Genomic DNA, 17416 nt, shown 5'->3' with positions numbered 1-17416 from the left:
ATGAACAGCTTTAACGATTCTTACGACGCCACAGACGTAGCGCTCAACAAAAAATCCGAATTACCGCTGGTATGGTTCCTGCCGGTTATCGCGTTGTTGGTCAGCGGCTGGCTGATCTATAAATCGCACATGGAAAAAGGGCCGGTTATCACGATCACTTTCCCTACGGCGGAAGGACTGGAAGTCGATAAAACCAAAATACGCTATCTTGATGTCGAGGTCGGCAAAGTAACGGCCATTTCGATCAATGATGACAACAAAACCATTCGCGTGACGGCGCAGATGAACAGCACGGCCGCCGGCTATCTGAAGGAAAACACCAGCTTCTGGGTGGTAAGGCCTCAGGTCGGCCTGGGCGGCATCTCGGGATTGGGCACTTTGCTGTCAGGGCCTTATATAGGCATGAAGCCCGGCAATGGCCGCAGACAGGAGCATTTTACCGGGCTCACCACGCCGCCCTTGCTGAAAACCCATGTCGACGGCAAACAATTCATACTGGAAACCAGCAATCTGGGCTCGATGCGCCCCGGCACGCCGATTAATTTTCACGGCATTATCGTCGGCGAAGTGCTCAGCCATGAGCTGTCCGCCGAGGCCAATGCCATACGCTTAACCGTATTCATCAATTCCCCTTACGATCAGTTTGTCAGAAAAAACACGCGTTTCTGGATAGACAGCGGTGTCGACTTATCGGCCGGCGCCGACGGCTTTAAAGTCAGAACCGGACCTTTGATCTCCCTGTTGAGCGGCGGCATCGCTTTCCGGGCATCGGCTCAGGATAAGACCACTGACATCCAGCCTGAAAACACGCTGTTTCAGCTGTATGATACCTATGAGCAATCAACCCAGACTGTCTACAAAAACACGCTGAAATATGTCATGTATTTCAAGGGCTCGCTGCGCGGTCTGACGGAAGGCGCGCCGGTGCAGTTGCGCGGCATCCCGATCGGCAAGGTCACCGGCATCAATCTGGAAGTCGACAAAAAAACCATGGAAATACGCGTGCCGGTCATCGTGGAGCTGGAACCCGAACGCATCAAGGAAGTGAACAGTCAGCCAGGGGTCAGCGACGAGGACATGATGGCAAGACTGATCAAAAAAGGCTTGCGCGCGCAATTGCAAACGGGCAGCCTGCTGACTGGCCAACTTCTTGTCGACCTGGATTTTTATCCGGACAGCAAAATTGCCCTGAGCGACAACACGACACCTCATCCCCAGTTTCCAACAACGGCCAGTTCCATGGATCAGTTTACACAATCGGCCAATATCATCATGAATAAAGTGGCCAAATTACCGCTGGACAAATTGACCCAGGACATCGACACGACGCTGATATCGCTGCAGGGCACATCGAAAGCGGCAACCGACATGCTCAAGTCGGCTAAAGGCACGCTAGGCAACGCTGACCATACCATTACCTCAGCCCAGCAGGTGTTAAACACCTTTGAACCCGGCTCCACGGCGCGGTACGAACTGGAACAACTGCTTCGCGAGCTTTCTCAGGCGGCCAGTTCGGTCAGGCAGCTGTCCGATTTTCTGGAACAGCATCCGGATTCATTAATTCGCGGCAAGAAAGAGGAATAAATGCCCATGAAAATTTCACACTGGCTATTGATCGGCAGTCTGTTGTTGCTGTCGGCCTGTGCCTCGACGCCACCGACCCGTTTTTATGTACTGGAACCCTTCAGCAAGCCGCCTGCATCAGCGACAGACATGGAAAAACAACGCCTGATCGGCGTAGGCCCCGTCTCTATTCCGGCGCTGATCGAACGTCAAAAGATAGTGACCCGAAAGGCGGACAACAATATAGAAATCGCCGAATTTCACCAATGGGCTTCGCCGTTAAAAGAAAATATCACTCAGGTATTGACGCGCGACCTTGCGCTGCTGATGCCTGACGATGTTGTCCGGTCCTATCCTTGGGGCGCATTCGGCTCAGTGGATTACCGCATTATCGTGGATGTCGTCCGGTTCGACACGCATCCCGGCCGTTCCGCCAATCTGGAAGCCGGCTGGGCCATCATGAATGAGAAAAATCACCAAATACTGACTCACGGCCATTCCAGAATTGAACAGCCGCTTTCCGATACATCATATACGGGCACCGTCAATGCGTTGAGCGCTCTGCTCGGTGAATTCAGCCGGGAATTATCGCTGACGCTGGCCAAGATAAAATAGATCACCTTCACCCCCAGGCATGCTCCTTAAGACGGCCTGATGTATCGGAGCGATATTTCCAATAGGTTTTGCAGGAATCGGATGCGTCGTTTTCTTATATAAGGCCTGTATGCGTCTGACATAATTCCGGGTTTCTTCATAAGGCGGCACGCCCTGATAGCGCTCTACCGCCTCTTCGCCCGCGTTATAAGCGGCCAGCACCAGTTCGACATTGCCTGAGAAATGATGGATCAGCCAGCTCAAATAAGCCGTGCCGCCGGTAATATTCTGAACCGGATTCCATACATCCCTAACGCCAAAGCGTTCAGCAGTAGCCGGAATCAGTTGCATCAGTCCCTGCGCGTTTTTACTGGACAGAGCCTTTTGATTGAACGCCGATTCAGTCTGGATGACGGCCAGTACCAGATTGGGATCGATGCCATAGACAGGCGCAATTTTATTAACCCAGGACTCGACAAATTTTCGGCCGGGACTGTCAATAAAAGCCGAAGATGTGAATTTTGGCTCTGGGTTACAGACTGAATCATGAAAGGCTTCAGCATCCTGATAGTCTTTTACCATGCGCCGGGAATAGGCATCGCCCATATCTGCGGCCCTGCGGTAATACTTGAAGGCTTTCCTGCAATCCTGTTGAACGCCGCGACCTTGTTCGTAAGAGACCGCCAGTTTACGAATACTTGCCGACATCCGATCAGCTTCGGCCGCATGCCCCCATACAGAAGGAAAGGTTAAAAGTCCGACGATCAATACCTTGTTCCTGCTCATACCACTCTCCACACTCTGTTGCACGAGATTGATCTGGGGCATATGGCATGCCAGACCGGTGTGTCTTGCTTTTTATAGTGATGTTATTTCTATAATTATTGTTAAGTTAATGATTAATATATTTTTTTAATAATTCATACAGCAAAATTTATTTGCCCCATTTCTGCCTAAGCTTTGGCCTGTTCAAAGCCAGCCATTGGATGGCGAGGATGGGAATGGCGGATTCAATCAGGCGGTCTTCCAGCATCTGATAGACTTCATCAAAATGCACGGCGCGCACCATGATGTCCTCGTGCTCATGATCCAGACCATGAATGCCGCCGACATGAGTGCTGTCGACCTTGCCGCAGAACAGGGTAATCCATTCGGAAGAGCCGCCGGGAGTGGTATAAAATCCATTAATCAACATTAATTCCTGAATTTCACAGCCCGCTTCTTCCATTGACTCGCGATAAGCGACTTCCTCAGCCGTTTCGCCTTCTTCTATGGCGCCGGCGACAATCTCCAGCATCCAGGCTTTCTCGGGCTGCAAAATTCCCCCCACTCTAAATTGCTCGATCAGCACGACTTTATCGGCATCGGGATCATATAACAAAACGGCTACGCAATTGCCGCGCATAAACAGCTCGCGATCAATCTCGTCGCTCCAGCCGCCGGCGAACAGGGAATGTCTCAAACGGTACGTTTCCAGCCGGAAAAAGCCCTGGTAGCCGACTTTCCTGTCGATAATCTCAAACTGTTTTTTCATTATTTTTTGTATTCCACTCTGTAAATAACGCCCAGTTTATCGTCGCTGATCAGTATACTGCCGTCCGGCATTTCCAGCACATCCACCGGACGCCCCAGCACCTTGCCCTGTTTAATCAACCAGCCACTGACAAAGGGCTGTTCTGTAACAGGCTTGCCCTGGCTGAATTTTATCAGGGCAACGCGATAGCCTACTGGCGCGCTGCGGTTCCAGGAACCATGCTCGGCGACAAACAATTGATTTTTATACTCGGCCGGAAACTGTTTGCCCTGATAAAAACGCATGCCTATCGCAGCCATATGCGCTTTGATTTTCCAGACTGGTTTGGTGAATTCCTGACATTTTCTATCGCCGGCAAACTCGGGATCCGGTATATCATCGCCATGACAATAGGGAAAGCCGAAATGCTCGCCTTTGACAGACCATTTGTTGAGCTCATCGGGCGGTATGTCATCGCCCATGTAGTCGCGGCCATTATCTGTAAAGTACAGCGTTTTCTTGACCGGCTCCCAATCGAAGCCGACAGTATTCCTGATGCCGCGAGCGATAATTTCAGCTCCGCTGCCATCAGGATTCAGCCGTCCCAAAGAGGCATACATTTCTTCTCGAGGGTTACAGATATTGCAGGGGGCGCCGACCGCCGTGTAGAGCTTGTTGTCCGGCCCAAAGCGCAGGTATTTCCAGCCATGATGCTGATCCGAGGGCAGTTTATCGTAGATGGTGACCGGTCTGGGCGGATTGTCCAGATGCTGACTGATATTGTCGAAGCGGATAATGCGATTGACTTCAGCTACATAAAGCGCGCCATTTTTATAGGCTACGCCGTTGGGCATGTTCAACTCCCTGTCGATGACGTAACGTTTATCGGCGACGCCGTCGCGATTGCTATCCTGCACAGCATAAACATAACCTTGCTGCATTGTGCCGACAAAAACGGTTCCGTTGTCGCCTAACGCCAGAGAGCGGGCATTGGGAACATCATCGGCAAAAATAGAGATACGAAAACCGGGCGGCACTTGCAGTTGTTTGACGACATCCTGATAACGTCCTGATTGTGGAAATACCAGGCCGGCATTAAACAGAAGCAAGCCGAACAACATTATTCTCTTAAAAAACATGATGATGCCCTCCATTATTAAATTAATATTTATATTTTCATTCCCCAACTCTATTGAATTAATTTATTCCGTCCCTATATCATTGGCAACCTCTCAATCTTCAAGGACTTTTTATCATGAAGCGTATTCTTCTTTTTCTGGCTACCAATATCGCGGTAATGCTGGTCATCAGCATTATCTTTAACCTTTTAGGCCTGGGCGGCGCTCTGCATGCGCGCGGCGTAAATCTGGATCTTAACTCCTTGCTGATCATTTCGGCAGTTTTCGGCATGACAGGTTCAATAATTTCTCTGCTCATGTCCAAGTGGACCGCCAAAAGCGCCATGGGCGTTCATGTGATTGAATATCCGCAAAACCAGACTGAACAATGGCTGGTCAACACCGTTGCCAAACAGGCCAAGCAAGCAGGCATCGGCATGCCCGAAGTCGGCATCTTTCAGGCTCATGAACCGAATGCATTCGCTACGGGCGCGAACAGAAACAGCGCGCTGGTCGCTGTCAGCACCGGCCTGCTGCAAAACATGAACGCCGACGAGGTCGAAGCGGTTGTCGGCCACGAAATCAGCCATGTCGCTAACGGCGATATGGTCACGATGGCGTTGATGCAGGGTGTGGTCAACACGTTTGTTTACTTTTTCGCCACCGTGATCGGTCATGTCGTCGATCGCACGATCTTCCGGAACGAGGAAGGCGAAGGCTACGGCCCGGCTTATTATATCGTGCAGATGGTCGCGCAAATTGCGCTGGGCTTTCTGGCCACCATGCTGGTCATGTGGTTCTCGCGCTACAGAGAATTCCGGGCCGATGCGGGCGGCGCCAACCTGGCCGGCCGTCAAAAAATGATCAGCGCGTTACGGGCTTTGCAACGCGGAGAACAGGAAGACCTGCCTGGCCAACTGGCTGCTTTCGGCATTAACGGCGGAGGCGTGCAAAAATTGTTCATGAGCCATCCTCCGTTGGAAGAGCGTATTGCAGCGCTGCAAAATCAACGCTGATTTTATTCACCCAAGCCGGACAGTACGCTGTCCGGCTTTCTTATAAGTCTTGCCAAATATTTCTATCATAATCAATGAATGCTTAACTTCCGGCTATGGCATAGTTTTGGAAATCCGGTCGGCTTTCTTTAGCAAAGCAGGGATTCTGTATTCACCATGCATGGATTTAATGTGATCCTTCGCCTCAGATAACGGTATTCCAACGCTGGTGATATAAAGAGGCTTTTTACTCGCTCCTCTGTAGAGTTCACATTCCTGAGCAATATCATTAAACGGTCTTTTAGCGACGCCCACCACGCTGATTTTTCCTTGTAATGCGTCATACAGATGCTTACCCAAACCCGGCCTTGATCTACCGTCCAGATAGACAAATCCATCGATGACGATTAAATTAGGAACGAGCTCATGCTCTTCAATAAGTTTCAGTATGCACGGCAGCTCTCTGCGGTAAAACTGCCCCGATATATAGTCTTCGATATCGTCGAGCCTGCTTCTGAACACGCTTTTTTCAATTGCATCCTGCCAGTTTTCAAAGGCAACGCCCGCGATAAACGCGCTCCTGTCCCGATAGTCAACATCTACCGCTAATAGCATCGGTAAAATTAATCACTGCCGGCCTCCAGCGCTGACAACTCGGTCATTGTATTGACATTAGTGAATATGCCGGGCGTATCGCTGAAATCCGCTTTCACCCTATTCAGCTGCTCCAGCCACAGGCCGATCTTACGCTCGCCGCTGGACAAATAAGCTTCCAGGCTGGATTTCAGCGTGATCCTGATTGCCATAAAAACCGGATGCAGGCGCTCGCCGTCAAAGGCGACGGCAACATCGGCATCCTGTTCGGCGCGCGCAGCCAGCAGTTTTCGCAGGTGTTCGGCCTTCACCAAAGGCGAATCGCAGGGCATGACGAGCAGCACGTCCGCATCGGCATGAATCATGGCTGTCAACACGCCGGCCAAAGGCCCGTCGAAAGTATCGGTCTGATCAGCCACGACCGGCAAGCCAAATTGCCGGTAGCGCTCGCGGTTGCGATTGGCATTGATGATGAGCTGATCGACGACAGGCGTCATGGCGGCGATGGCATAACTGATCATCGGCCTGCCTTTGAAATTGATCAGGCCCTTGTCCTGATTGTTCATGCGCCTGGCCAGGCCGCCAGCGAGAATCACGCCTGTGACTTTTGTTTGACTGTTCATGATGCTAAGCTTATTAATCCTTGAATCAGGTGACCTACAGATGTTTCAACGATCCGTTATTTTCAGTTGCCTGCTGATCTTGGCAGGATGCGCGTCGCAGCCGGCCGGCGAATTCATACCGTATTATCAGGTGGAAACAACCAAACCCTATGATGATGTCCTGGCTGAACTGGAAAGCGCCATCGCCGAAAACAATTTCAGGATAACCGGGCACAGCCGCATCGGTAAAGTCATTCGCGACCGAGGCACCAAGGATTTTCCCGACTATGACACGATACAGTTCTGCAATTTGACGCATGCGAAAACCCTGCTGTTGATGTCGCCGCATTCAGTCAGACACATGCCCTGCAATGTGGTCATGTATAATTACCAGGGCAAAACCATCGTATCAACGCATTTATTGCCGACTGACACTGAAAATCCGGAATTGAACGAATTCTCCGTTAAAATGAACGCGCTGTTAAAACAAATTGTCGATTTTGCCGTTGAACAATAGGCCGATAGCACACTATGACCAATACAGCCTTTAAGCAAGCCAGCTACCAGGACATCCTTGATTTGCCGGAGAATATCGTCGGTGAAATTATCAATGGCCACCTGGAAACGCATCCAAGGCCCACGCCCAAGCATGCTTTGGCTTCTTCATCGCTGGGTGATGAATTAGTCTCGCCGTTTCAAAAAGGCAAAGGCGGGCCTGGCGGCTGGTGGATCATGGATGAACCGGAATGCCATCTGGGACCGCATGTTCTTGTGCCGGATCTTGCCGGCAGCGCCGGCAAATCATGCCGGCGCTGCCGGAAACGGCATGGTTTGAGACAGCTCCTGACTGGGTTTGTGAAATACTGTCGCCGTCAACCGCACGCGTCGACCGGATTGTTAAAATGCCGATTTACGCGGAACTGGGGGTCGGCTACCTCTGGCTGATCGATCCGGTTCTGCAAACGTTGGAGGCATATGAATTACGTGACCGGCATTGGCTGCTGACCGGTTCTTATGCCGACGACGATCCAATAGCCATCGCTCCTTTTACAGAGCATACTTTTTCACTTTCTGACTTATGGGAATAAGAAACTATCAATGAAAAACATCAACTCAATTTTAAGCGCCGCCTTATTGACCGTTCTTGCAAGCTGCACCGCTACATCGGAAAAACCAGCAGAGCAGGCAGCGGCCGAGCCCGCGCCTTTCGTTAGCGATTATCCTACCCGTGATCGCGTCGAATACGTCCTGAACTGCGTTGCCAAACACGGCGGGCTGACTTACATCACTCAATACGCCTGCGGCTGTAAAATCGACAAAATTGCCGAGAAGCTGAAATTCGAGGAATACGAGGCCGCGCAAACCGTTTCCTATTTGCGCAAGATGCCCGGCGAAGGCGGCGGTGTTTTCCGCGATCCCAAGAGAGCCAAAGATCTGCGTGAGCGGCTTAAAGAAGCCGAGGAATATGCGGAAAAAAGCTGTTTTGTAAAATAATCCGGGCAAATTACCTGATCAACGCTTGAAACCACGAAGGGCACGAAGTTTTTTACAGTTCCTTCGTGACCTTCGCGGTTAATCAGCGATCTATCGACAGCTCAAGATCAGGGATTGAGCGTATAAGTTTCACTATAGCTGTTGCCGGCCGTACAGGCATCGCGGCTGGTCGGGCTCTCGCATGAGGTATCGGAAACCTCGGCCTTCAACACGCCGGCTTTGTCCGGAACAAAGTAAAACCTGAAATTAGGGTCGGCGCTGATTGCGATATCGGTTTTGGCGGTCAGGATCGGCTTGTCGTTAAATGAAACGCGCACTTCCTTGACGAAGTGGGATTTCTTCACGAACCGTGTAACCTGATCCATTTGCATGCCGGTAATGTTCGGATGACTGATCAGCAGTTGAGCGAGGTTCGGCTCGCCGATTTTAACGCCTTCATCGAGCCTGAATTTCATCTTGCCCAGGCGCTGCATGGCGGCATCGAGATCGGCGCCTATTGGGGCGGAGCAGCCTCCGCTGGCTTTAACGAACTTCTTGGTCATGACCAGCTTGCCGTCATTCATTTCAGCGATAGCGCTGATATTGCTGTAAGTATTGACCCGAACCCGCATCGCCAGATCGGCCTTGCCGCTTTCCGGGGCAAATTCGAACTCGCCGACATACGGAAACGGGTTTTTATCGACCAGCACCAGGACTTTTTTAATGTAGCTGTCTTTAGTTTGAGGTATCTTGCTGACAATCTTGATAGGCACCAGCGCCGGATCTTCTGCCCGGTAAGGCGCCTCGATTTCGATGATGTCATTGGATTCCTCGATCGATTTGCCGGCAAAATACTGATTCTTTATCTTGCTGGTCCATTCAGTCTCGTCGCCTTCCGCCAAAGCCAGCGCCGGCATCAGCAGCAAAGCAAGAAGCCAGGATCTTGTTTTCTGTTTTTTCATACTATAAAACTCCAATCGCTAAATAAAACACCGGCAAGATTCTTGCCGATATCGTAAAAATCAATTTTCCCATTCCAGCTCGGCAAAAGCGGTCGTGACGTTTTTGCGGTGGAATTGATCGAACAACTGCCATTGCCCTTTCGCTGAATAGCCGACTGTTTCCACGGCCTCTTCCAGATACTTGCCCTGCTTGATCATGGCCCTGATTTCCGTCAGCAGCATTTCCAGATAGTCTTTTTCAGGCTGCATGCTTTTCGGCCAATCCTTGACTATCGGCCCATGCCCCGGAATCACCGTCTTGTAAGGATGACTTTCCAGTATTTCAAGCTCGGCCAACCATCCTTTCAGGCTGCCGTCTATCACGGGCAAATGCTCTATAAACAGCAAATCCGATATCCATAAGGTGTCGGTCTGTTCGTCATAGACGGTCAGATCATTATCGGTATGCGCCGCAGAATGGGCTGTCAGCTTTAATGTGCGTCCGCCCAGATCGATATCCAGGTGATCTTTGACGGCTATATCAGGCGGAATAATATCGTCGGCAGTCAGCTTGACATCGAGTTGGTCGGCTGCCTTATCGATATAGTAAGCGCCGCGTGTCGCCATGGCCCGGGCCAGTTTTTCATGACCTACGAACTTGACCCCGGCTTCTTTAAAGGCCTTGTTGCCATAGATATGGTCCGGGTGGACATGTGTGTTGATAACGTAGCAAACCGGCTTGGAAGTCGCGTGTTTGATCGCCAGTTTCAAGGATTCGCCCTGCTGCGGATTGCCGCCCGTATCAATAACCGCTACACAGTGTTCGCCGACAATAAAACCGATGTTGGCGATAGCGCCATGATTTTTAGTATCGGGCAATTCATGCACACCCCTATGCGTATAAATGCCGGGAGCAACTTCCGTTACCGACAGGACCTGTGCAGCTGTTGCATAGGCACTACCTGCCGACAGAATTAAAGCAAACAAAAATCTCATATTATCCTCTGGTAAAAACCTGAAACTTATTCATTTAAGGCACAATTCCAAAAATGCCTTAGTCACCCTGGACTGAATGATCTGCTTGGGCGCAACAATATTCAAATGCCAGAACAGGCCGTCCGGCGGATTGATGCGCCGCGCCACTAGGCCTTTGGCCTCATGGCGCAGCGCCTGCGAAGAGGCGAAACCGATGCCCAACCCTGCCCTGACCGACTCTTTGATGCCGGAAACGCCGGTCACTTCGATACTGACGGGCGCTGCGATGCCGGCTGCGGCCAAAGCCCGCTCGACCACATGCCGGGCTCCCGAACCGGGTTCGCGCCAAATCACCGGATGCTGGGTAAAAACCTCCAAAGGCACGCTTTCCGGATACTCCTGCGCTACGCTGTGATCTTCCGGCAAAACCAGCACGATTTCATCATCCTGCCACGGTACAACCTCGTAATTGCCTGGCAATTCATCCTCGTCCACCGGCCCTTCAATAAAGCCCAGATCAAGGTCGCCCAGGTTGCGGATGATTTCTGCCGTATCCCAGGTCTTCATAAATACCTGTACCCCCGGATACAGCTTCTGCAGTTGCACAACATGCTGAGGCAGATAAAAGCTGGCGATCGTAGTGGTGGAGCCCAAACGCAGAAAACCGGTATTGATCTGTTGCAGACAACGCACATAGTCGATAGCCTGATTGAAATCGGCATCCATTTTCTGGGCATATTCCAGCAAGCCTTTACCGGCCGGAGTCAATTCGATCTGATGGCCTTTGCGCTCGTAAAGCGCCTCACCGACCTCGCTCTGCAGCAACTTTAGCTGTCCCGAGACGGCCGGCTGCCCCAAATGCAGATGCTGCGCGGCCAGCGTGATGCTCTTGAAACGGGCAACGACGGCGAAAGTAAGTAAATGGTTGGGATTCAATGCAATTTCCTGAAATTTTATCCAAGTATTTTATAGTTTTTATTGAGCTGTAGCTTTAATAAAAGCTTCAAATATTAGCTCTTTATAATATCACCGTTTGTGATGTTTATTTTAAAAAAAGATGATTTGATATAGATATTACATCTGCAATTCAAGTTCTGCTCCGCTAAAGTCTAGCCAGGCGGCACCATCGAAATGCAGAAGAAGGAAAAGGAGAAAACGTGGTTAATAATTGCGCCAATATTAATGTCCATTACGAAAAATGGACCCGTTCTTGATGCAGTCTAGAGCATCATCAAGACTCTCGAAAACGCCCCAACACATGAACTGCTCACCAGCGCCGGTATTTAAGTAATGAACCGAAAATCCATGTTCAGTGCGAATGATAAAAGGTGATTTGGGAGTCAACACATTAGGTAAAAAGAGCGGATTAATCAGGTATCCATCAACAAAATCTTCAGCCCAATACTCAGTATCATCGTCAAGTTTAAACTTAGTCATGATTACCCCCAGGCCTTAACCTTAGTCATAATCATGATGACCATTTGGTCCCAGAATTGTTAATCTGTAGCTGACTGACTTAAATTTTTATTTTCCCGCACCGTCCCGGAAGTTACCGTTGGTTAAAGCAGTGTAAAACCGTGCTAAGCCTTGGGCCTAATTGTGCTTGAAAGGCATATTTTTAGCGTAGCCCAGGGCATCTTCAAAATTATCAAATATACCCAAACAGATGATGCATCCCCTAATTAAATAATGCACTGAAAATTTATGACTGATATGACGCATGATGAAAGGCGATTTTGGTATCGGTCTTTCCTCCAACAAGAGCGGATCAATTAGATACCCATCGATAAAATCTTCTGCCAAATACTCAGTACCGTCATCAAGCGTAAATTTAGAATAGCCATCGACAAAATCCTTCGCCAAACACTCAGTACCATCGTCAAGTTTAAATGTCCTCATGATGTTCTCCCAGTGTTAATACTTAGGTCTTAATACTTAGGCATCATAGACTACTTAATGTTTCGATTGTTAATCTGAAACTGGCAAAAAATTTTCTGACTTAAGTTTTGGCATTAATACTTGAGTGGGTAGCCAGCCAATACTAGCAAAGGGATACGTTTTTTATTTAACAGCCTTCCATCAGTTTGAAATATTCTCTCTCGGAAAAAATATCCCGATTATTCTCAACGCTATCCAGATACACCCTGCCCTCCAGATGATCATACTCATGCTGAAAAATCCGGGCAACAAAGCCATCCAGCTTTAATTCCACGAAATTCCCCTGCTGATCAGTATAACGGATCAGGATCTCCCGATACCTCGGCACCAAGGCGCGGATGCCCGGAATGCTTAAACAGCCTTCCCAGTCCTTTTCTTTATGATCCGACAAGGGTTCAAATGCCGGATTGATCATGACTGTTGGCTCCATCTGCGGCGCATGGGGATAGCGAGGCGTAGGCCGCGATGCCACGATAATGATCCGTCTTGACTCGCCGATCTGGGGCGCGGCAATGCCGACGCCCTGCGTACCCGCCAATGTGCTCTGCATATCGGCGATTATCCGCCGGATATCATCGTCATGCACATCACCAACCGCTTCCGCCTTTTTTCTTAGTGCCTCGGCCCCCAATTGGACAATCTCGCGCATGGTGAACCTCTTAAGACAGCAGTTCGTTCAGGAGCATGGTCTGAGCCTGTATTGGTTCATCATCAGCCGTTTGCGTAAGCCGCTGATAGCTGCCGTCGGGCTGTAGTATCCATGCCTGCGTGTTATCCTGCAGATACAGATCCAGATCATGCAAAATCCGATCATGCAATTTTTTGTTTTCAATGGGAAAACAGATCTCGACGCGCCGGAACATGTTGCGATTCATTAAATCGGCGCTGGAGGTATAAATTTCCCGGCTGCCGTCATTCTCAAACGCGTACACACGGCCATGCTCCAAAAAGCGTCCGATAATGGATCGAACTTCTATGTTTTCAGAAACTCCGGAAATTCCGGGTGTCAAACAGCAGACGCCCCGAACGATCAGCTTAACGACAACTCCGGCCTGCGAAGCCCGATAAAGGGCCTGAATACTTTGCTCTTCAACGATGGCGTTGACTTTGATGATAATTTTTGCCGGCTTGCCGTTTTTGGCGTGGCGTATTTCGCGTTCAATTTTGTCGATCAGCCCGCTATGCAAGGTGAACGGCGACTGCAACAATTTATTCAACTTGGTCACTTTGCCTAAGCTGGTCAGTTGGGCAAACACGCGCCGGACATCCTCGCCTAATTCCTTATCGCAGGAAAACAGGCCATAATCGGTATAAAGCTGCGCCGTCTTGGGATGATAGTTGCCGGTGCCCAGATGGACATAATTGCACAATTGACTGCCTTCCCTTCTCAGCACCAGGCACATCTTGGCATGAGTTTTATAGCCAACCACGCCGTACACCACATGCACGGCCGCTTCCTGCAGCTTGGATGCCAGATTGATGTTGGCTTTTTCGTCGAAGCGCGCCCTCAATTCGATGACGACAGTCACTTCCTTGCCGGCTCTGGCCGCTTTGACCAAAGCGCTGACGATGGGCGAGTCGGCACCGGTGCGATACAGCGTCTGCTTGATCGCCAATACGTCCGGGTCGGCGGCCGCCTGGCGAAGAAACTCGACAACCGGCGAGAACGATTCGAACGGATGATGCAGCAGGATGTCATTGCGCTTGATCTCCGCAAAAATATCCTTGTTGCGCGCCAGTTGCGGCGGCACGCTGGGCTTGAACGGCACGAACTTGAGATCGGGCCTCTCCACCAAGTCAATAATCTCCTGCACCCTGTTCAGATTGACTGGGCCGTGCACCAGATACAGGCGGTCGCGCGTCAAGCCGAAGCGGCCCAGTAAAAAATTCACGGTTTCTTCCGGGCAATTGGCATCGATTTCCAGACGCACCTCGTCGCCATAGTTACGCATGGCCAGCTCGCCTTCAACAGCCAGCAATAAATCGTCTATCGCATCGTCATCAACAAAGAAATCGCTGTTGCGCGTCACGCGGAACTGATAACAGCCCTTGACCGTCATGCCATTGAACAAGTCGCCCACGAAGGCATGAATAATCGATGACAAAAACACGAAATCAGCCGGCCCGCTGCCGGTCTCCTCGGCAGGCAATTGCACCAGGCGCGACAATGCGCGGGGCGCCTGTAAAATCGCCCTGCCGCTATTGCGGCCGAACGCATCCTTGCCGGTCAGAGAGATAATGAAATTTAAGCTCTTGTTGAGTATGCGCGGGAAAGGATGCGCCGAATCGAGGCCGACAGGCGTCAGAATCGGCAGCAGTTCGTCATTGAAGTAATTTTCCAGCCATTTACGCTGCGCTTCAGTCCATTTGCTGCGGCGGATGAAATGGATATTCTGCTCGCTGAGCAGCGGGATAAGAATATCATTCAGGACTTCATATTGCTCGTCAACCAGCTGATGGGCATTGACCGAAATCTGCTCCAATTGTTCATGCGGGGTCAAGCCGTCCGGCCCTATCGCCTTGGGGTCCATAGTCGCCATCTGCAACACGCTGGCTACCCTGACCTCAAAAAATTCATCCAGGTTGGAACTGGAGATGCATAGATAATTGAGCCTCTCTAGCAGAGGCACCTTTTCATCCTTTGCCTGCGCCAGGACCCGTTTGTTAAACTCCAGCAAACTTAATTCACGATTGATATACAGCTCAGGTTTTTGAAGATCTATTATTTCGTCTGTTTCAATTATGTCCATTTTTTACTACACCTTAAGCTGTCAGGTTGCAATACCTGTGATAAAAACATGTCGATCGCTGATTTGTTCAATGTTTAGATCCAAACCAGCCTGTGCTATTTGCCCGGCGATTTCTTCCATGCGAAACGCCGCCAGCAACGATTGATAAAAATCCCGTTTGAGAATGTCCGGCTCATCAGCTGCATAGGCCTGAACCATCGCCAGTGCCTCGTCAATGCCGTCCGGACGTAACAAATCCATGACCACTATCCGCGTTCCCGGCACGGCATATTTTTTAATGACATCCCAGAGCACCATAGGGTCCGGCAAGTGATGCAGCAGGCTATTGCTGAAGATAATGCCATAGCTGGCTTGCGGCAAGCTTACATAAGGCAATAAACCATGAATAAACTTGATGCGCGATTTCAGTTCATCAGTTATCGATAACTTACCATAATTTATCATCGCCGCCGAACCATCGACAGCATATACTTCGGACAATGGATAGGCTTGGACAAAACGGCGGCTAATATCGCCGGGGCCGCAGCCTAAATCCAAAGCCGTGCCGCTGAAGTCGGGTTCGTTAACGAAAACCTGCAGGCGCTCAATGAACTGGCTGTGCGGTATTTCAAAGTCGGCTTCGGCATAGGCCCTGACCTGCGCTTCATCTTCCATCAATTCCGGTTCCAACACTCTTTTCATTGGCAAAATCCTCTTTTTCCCTGCAAACCGCCGGTATGGACAGCAATAATTCGCTGGCCGGGCTTGAAATAGCCTTTGGCAATCAAATTGTAAAGCCCGTAAAGCATTTTGCCGGTATAGACCGGCTCCAGCGAAATAGGTGCCTTAAGCTCGAAAGCGGCGATAAAGTTCATCAATTCGGCATCGACTTGCGCGAAACCGCCAAAATGGTAATCCAGATTGATTTGCCAGTTAGTATAGGGCCGGCTCAGCAGCGATTCGACATCTCCCGTTAAAAAATTCGCGTTCTTCAATGCCGCAAAACCGATAACCGCTACATTCTCCGGGACGGCTTCAACAATGCCGGCCAGCGTCGTGCCGGTGCCGCAAGGCACGCAGAGCACGTCATAAGGTATGTCGATTTCCTGAACCAGTTCCGCCACGCCTTTCAACGCCAAGGCCTGAGCGCCCCCTTCCGGCAGCCAGTATTGCTGCGGCTCGATGCCGGGCAGATCCTGCCAGCCTTTATGGTGGCGAAGCGCTCTGTAATCGGAACGAGACACGAATTTCAGCTCCATGCCCCAATTCTGCACGTCGGCCAGCGTCGGGTTTAATGCATCCGGCTGTTCGCCACGGACAAGCCCTGTCGTTTTCAATCCCAATTCACGCCCTGCATAAGCCAGTGCATGCAAATGGTTGGAATAAGCGCCGCCCATGCTGATGATCGTATGCACGCCTGACGACAAAGCCTGATCCAGAATATATTTGAGCTTTCGCCATTTATTGCCGGAGATGACCGGATGCAGCAAATCGTCGCGTTTGATCCACAACTCGATTTCATGGCGTTCAAGCAATGGATCATGAATTCTTGATAGAATGGACTTGTCGAAGGTTTGTTCCAGTTGAATCAGTTGCGGGTGCATTATGTGTGGACGTTTTGTATTGATAGCCTCAGAGCAGCAGATTATTGAGCATTTCAGCCTGCGGCGTCTGGCCAATTATCAGCCTGACTATAATATTCCTCCAGGACAAAAAATTCTCAATATTGTTCAATTGGAAGACGGCAGCAACAAGGCCGCCTATCTGCATTGGGGATTGATTCCCTCTTGGGCCAAAGACCGCAGCATCGGCAATCGAATGATCAATGCACGGGCAGAAACATTGGCCGAAAAGCCAGCGTTTAGATCGGCTTACAGGAAACGCCGCTGCTTGATTCCAGCGACCGGTTTTTATGAATGGCAGCGTACCGAATCAGGCAAGAGGCCTTACCACATCCATTATCCGGATAATCGCTTGTTCGCTTTTGCAGGCATCTGGGAACATTGGGAAAATGAGTCCGAAACGATCTATTCCTGTGCAATCATCACCACAGGCGCCGGTACAAAAATCGCATCAATCCACGACCGCATGCCCGTCATCGTCGGGGCCGAACACTATACTGACTGGCTGGATAAAAAAACCGAAGCGGCCGATGTCTTGTCTTTTGATCAATCAGACGCTTATCGCGACATGCTGCTGACGCCAGTCAGCAATCGGGTGAACAACCCAGTGCATAATGATGCGGATTGTTTGTCTTGAAGGAATTGTTCGGGGGAAATGTTTGCCGTTTGGAAGATTGATCTTCCAAACGATAAGAAACCTTTTTAAGTCTGGTGGGTGCTGAGGGGTTCGAACCCCCGACCCTCGCCTTGTAAGGGCGA

General features: G+C 50.3%; 22 protein-coding genes. 8 read left to right on the top strand and 14 right to left on the bottom strand.

Annotation, left to right across the window (positions count from 1 at the left end; genetic code table 11):
• On the top strand, nt 1–1584 hold the full coding sequence (locus IT781_RS13875; protein ID WP_194970764.1) for an intermembrane transport protein PqiB: 1584 nt from the start codon (nt 1–3) through the stop codon (nt 1582–1584).
• 6 nt (nt 1585–1590) lie between these two features.
• On the top strand, nt 1591–2178 hold the full coding sequence (locus IT781_RS13870; protein ID WP_194970763.1) for a membrane integrity-associated transporter subunit PqiC: 588 nt from the start codon (nt 1591–1593) through the stop codon (nt 2176–2178).
• Here IT781_RS13870 and IT781_RS13865 read toward each other — a convergent pair.
• From IT781_RS13865 to IT781_RS13855, 3 genes are all read right to left on the bottom strand, one after another.
• Nucleotides 2149–2943, bottom strand: a complete 795-nt coding sequence (locus tag IT781_RS13865; RefSeq protein WP_194970762.1) for a lytic transglycosylase domain-containing protein — start codon at nt 2941–2943, stop codon at nt 2149–2151. The two genes, IT781_RS13870 and IT781_RS13865, sit on opposite strands and share 30 nt — an antisense overlap.
• A gap of 148 nt (nt 2944–3091) precedes the next feature.
• Nucleotides 3092–3691 carry an NUDIX domain-containing protein gene (locus IT781_RS13860; protein ID WP_194970761.1) on the bottom strand — a complete coding sequence of 200 codons (600 nt, stop codon included), beginning with the start codon at nt 3689–3691 and terminating at the stop codon, nt 3092–3094.
• Nucleotides 3691–4809 carry a sorbosone dehydrogenase family protein gene (locus IT781_RS13855; RefSeq protein WP_370527003.1) on the bottom strand — a complete coding sequence of 373 codons (1119 nt, stop codon included), beginning with the start codon at nt 4807–4809 and terminating at the stop codon, nt 3691–3693. Before IT781_RS13855 ends, IT781_RS13860 begins: the two co-directional genes overlap by 1 nt.
• A 116-nt stretch (nt 4810–4925) precedes the next feature.
• On the opposite strand from IT781_RS13855, the gene htpX reads away from it, so the two are divergent.
• The gene (gene htpX / locus IT781_RS13850) at nt 4926–5804 is read left to right on the top strand and encodes a protease HtpX (protein ID WP_194970759.1); all 879 of its coding nucleotides are present in this window, start codon (nt 4926–4928) and stop codon (nt 5802–5804) included.
• A 93-nt stretch (nt 5805–5897) separates the two neighbouring features.
• Here htpX and IT781_RS13845 read toward each other — a convergent pair whose 3' ends face one another.
• Together IT781_RS13845 and mobA are read right to left on the bottom strand one after the other, a co-directional pair.
• Nucleotides 5898–6398 carry an endonuclease V gene (locus IT781_RS13845; protein WP_194970758.1) on the bottom strand — a complete coding sequence of 167 codons (501 nt, stop codon included), beginning with the start codon at nt 6396–6398 and terminating at the stop codon, nt 5898–5900.
• A gap of 8 nt (nt 6399–6406) precedes the next feature.
• Nucleotides 6407–7000, bottom strand: coding sequence for a molybdenum cofactor guanylyltransferase MobA (mobA, locus tag IT781_RS13840; protein WP_194970757.1), 594 nt, complete (start codon nt 6998–7000; stop codon nt 6407–6409).
• A 40-nt stretch (nt 7001–7040) separates the two neighbouring features.
• On the opposite strand from mobA, the gene IT781_RS13835 reads away from it, so the two are divergent.
• From IT781_RS13835 to IT781_RS13825, 4 genes are read left to right on the top strand one after another with little or no spacing between them, the layout of a single operon-like run.
• Nucleotides 7041–7496: a DUF302 domain-containing protein gene (locus tag IT781_RS13835; protein ID WP_194970756.1), complete on the top strand. Its 456-nt coding sequence runs from the start codon at nt 7041–7043 to the stop codon at nt 7494–7496.
• Between the two features lie 14 nt (nt 7497–7510).
• Nucleotides 7511–7924 (top strand): hypothetical protein, encoded by a 414-nt coding sequence (locus tag IT781_RS13830; RefSeq protein ID WP_370527009.1) that lies wholly within the window; start codon nt 7511–7513, stop codon nt 7922–7924.
• Nucleotides 7840–8067: a Uma2 family endonuclease gene (locus IT781_RS22880; RefSeq protein WP_370527007.1), complete on the top strand. Its 228-nt coding sequence runs from the start codon at nt 7840–7842 to the stop codon at nt 8065–8067. The genes IT781_RS13830 and IT781_RS22880 overlap by 85 nt, the downstream gene beginning before the upstream one ends.
• 10 nt (nt 8068–8077) lie before the next feature.
• Complete coding sequence (locus tag IT781_RS13825) at nt 8078–8473, top strand: hypothetical protein (protein ID WP_194970755.1); 396 nt, start codon at nt 8078–8080, stop codon at nt 8471–8473.
• 107 nt (nt 8474–8580) lie between these two features.
• Here the strand turns inward: IT781_RS13825 and IT781_RS13820 are convergent, their stop codons facing one another.
• The 9 genes from IT781_RS13820 to IT781_RS13780 all read right to left on the bottom strand — a co-directional run bounded on the left by IT781_RS13820 (nt 8581) and on the right by IT781_RS13780 (nt 16639).
• Nucleotides 8581–9414, bottom strand: a complete 834-nt coding sequence (locus IT781_RS13820; protein ID WP_194970754.1) for a quinoprotein dehydrogenase-associated SoxYZ-like carrier — start codon at nt 9412–9414, stop codon at nt 8581–8583.
• A gap of 60 nt (nt 9415–9474) precedes the next feature.
• Nucleotides 9475–10389 carry a quinoprotein relay system zinc metallohydrolase 2 gene (locus tag IT781_RS13815; protein WP_194970753.1) on the bottom strand — a complete coding sequence of 305 codons (915 nt, stop codon included), beginning with the start codon at nt 10387–10389 and terminating at the stop codon, nt 9475–9477.
• 30 nt (nt 10390–10419) lie between these two features.
• Nucleotides 10420–11304: a LysR family transcriptional regulator gene (locus IT781_RS13810; protein WP_194970752.1), complete on the bottom strand. Its 885-nt coding sequence runs from the start codon at nt 11302–11304 to the stop codon at nt 10420–10422.
• A gap of 243 nt (nt 11305–11547) precedes the next feature.
• Nucleotides 11548–11805: a hypothetical protein gene (locus IT781_RS13805; protein ID WP_194970751.1), complete on the bottom strand. Its 258-nt coding sequence runs from the start codon at nt 11803–11805 to the stop codon at nt 11548–11550.
• Between the two features lie 156 nt (nt 11806–11961).
• Complete coding sequence (locus IT781_RS13800) at nt 11962–12267, bottom strand: hypothetical protein (protein ID WP_194970750.1); 306 nt, start codon at nt 12265–12267, stop codon at nt 11962–11964.
• 166 nt (nt 12268–12433) lie between these two features.
• Nucleotides 12434–12955: a peptide deformylase gene (def, locus tag IT781_RS13795; RefSeq protein WP_194970749.1), complete on the bottom strand. Its 522-nt coding sequence runs from the start codon at nt 12953–12955 to the stop codon at nt 12434–12436.
• Nucleotides 12956–12965: 10 nt separating this feature from the next.
• Nucleotides 12966–15056 carry a polyphosphate kinase 1 gene (gene ppk1 / locus IT781_RS13790; protein WP_194970748.1) on the bottom strand — a complete coding sequence of 697 codons (2091 nt, stop codon included), beginning with the start codon at nt 15054–15056 and terminating at the stop codon, nt 12966–12968.
• A 21-nt stretch (nt 15057–15077) separates the two neighbouring features.
• Nucleotides 15078–15737 carry a trans-aconitate 2-methyltransferase gene (locus tag IT781_RS13785; protein WP_194970747.1) on the bottom strand — a complete coding sequence of 220 codons (660 nt, stop codon included), beginning with the start codon at nt 15735–15737 and terminating at the stop codon, nt 15078–15080.
• A complete protein-coding gene (locus IT781_RS13780) occupies nt 15734–16639 on the bottom strand; it encodes a 1-aminocyclopropane-1-carboxylate deaminase/D-cysteine desulfhydrase (protein ID WP_194970746.1) in 906 nt (301 codons plus the stop codon). The genes IT781_RS13785 and IT781_RS13780 overlap by 4 nt, the downstream gene beginning before the upstream one ends.
• A gap of 1 nt (nt 16640) precedes the next feature.
• On the opposite strand from IT781_RS13780, the gene IT781_RS13775 reads away from it, so the two are divergent.
• A complete protein-coding gene (locus tag IT781_RS13775; protein ID WP_194970745.1) occupies nt 16641–17294 on the top strand; it encodes an SOS response-associated peptidase in 654 nt (217 codons plus the stop codon).
• Nucleotides 17295–17416 lie beyond the last annotated feature (122 nt).

The organism is Methylobacter sp. BlB1 (assembly GCF_015476545.1).
Lineage (GTDB): Bacteria > Pseudomonadota > Gammaproteobacteria > Methylococcales > Methylomonadaceae > Methylobacter.
Note: the sequence above shows the minus strand (reverse complement) of the source record. Positions and strands in the feature narration are given on the sequence as shown.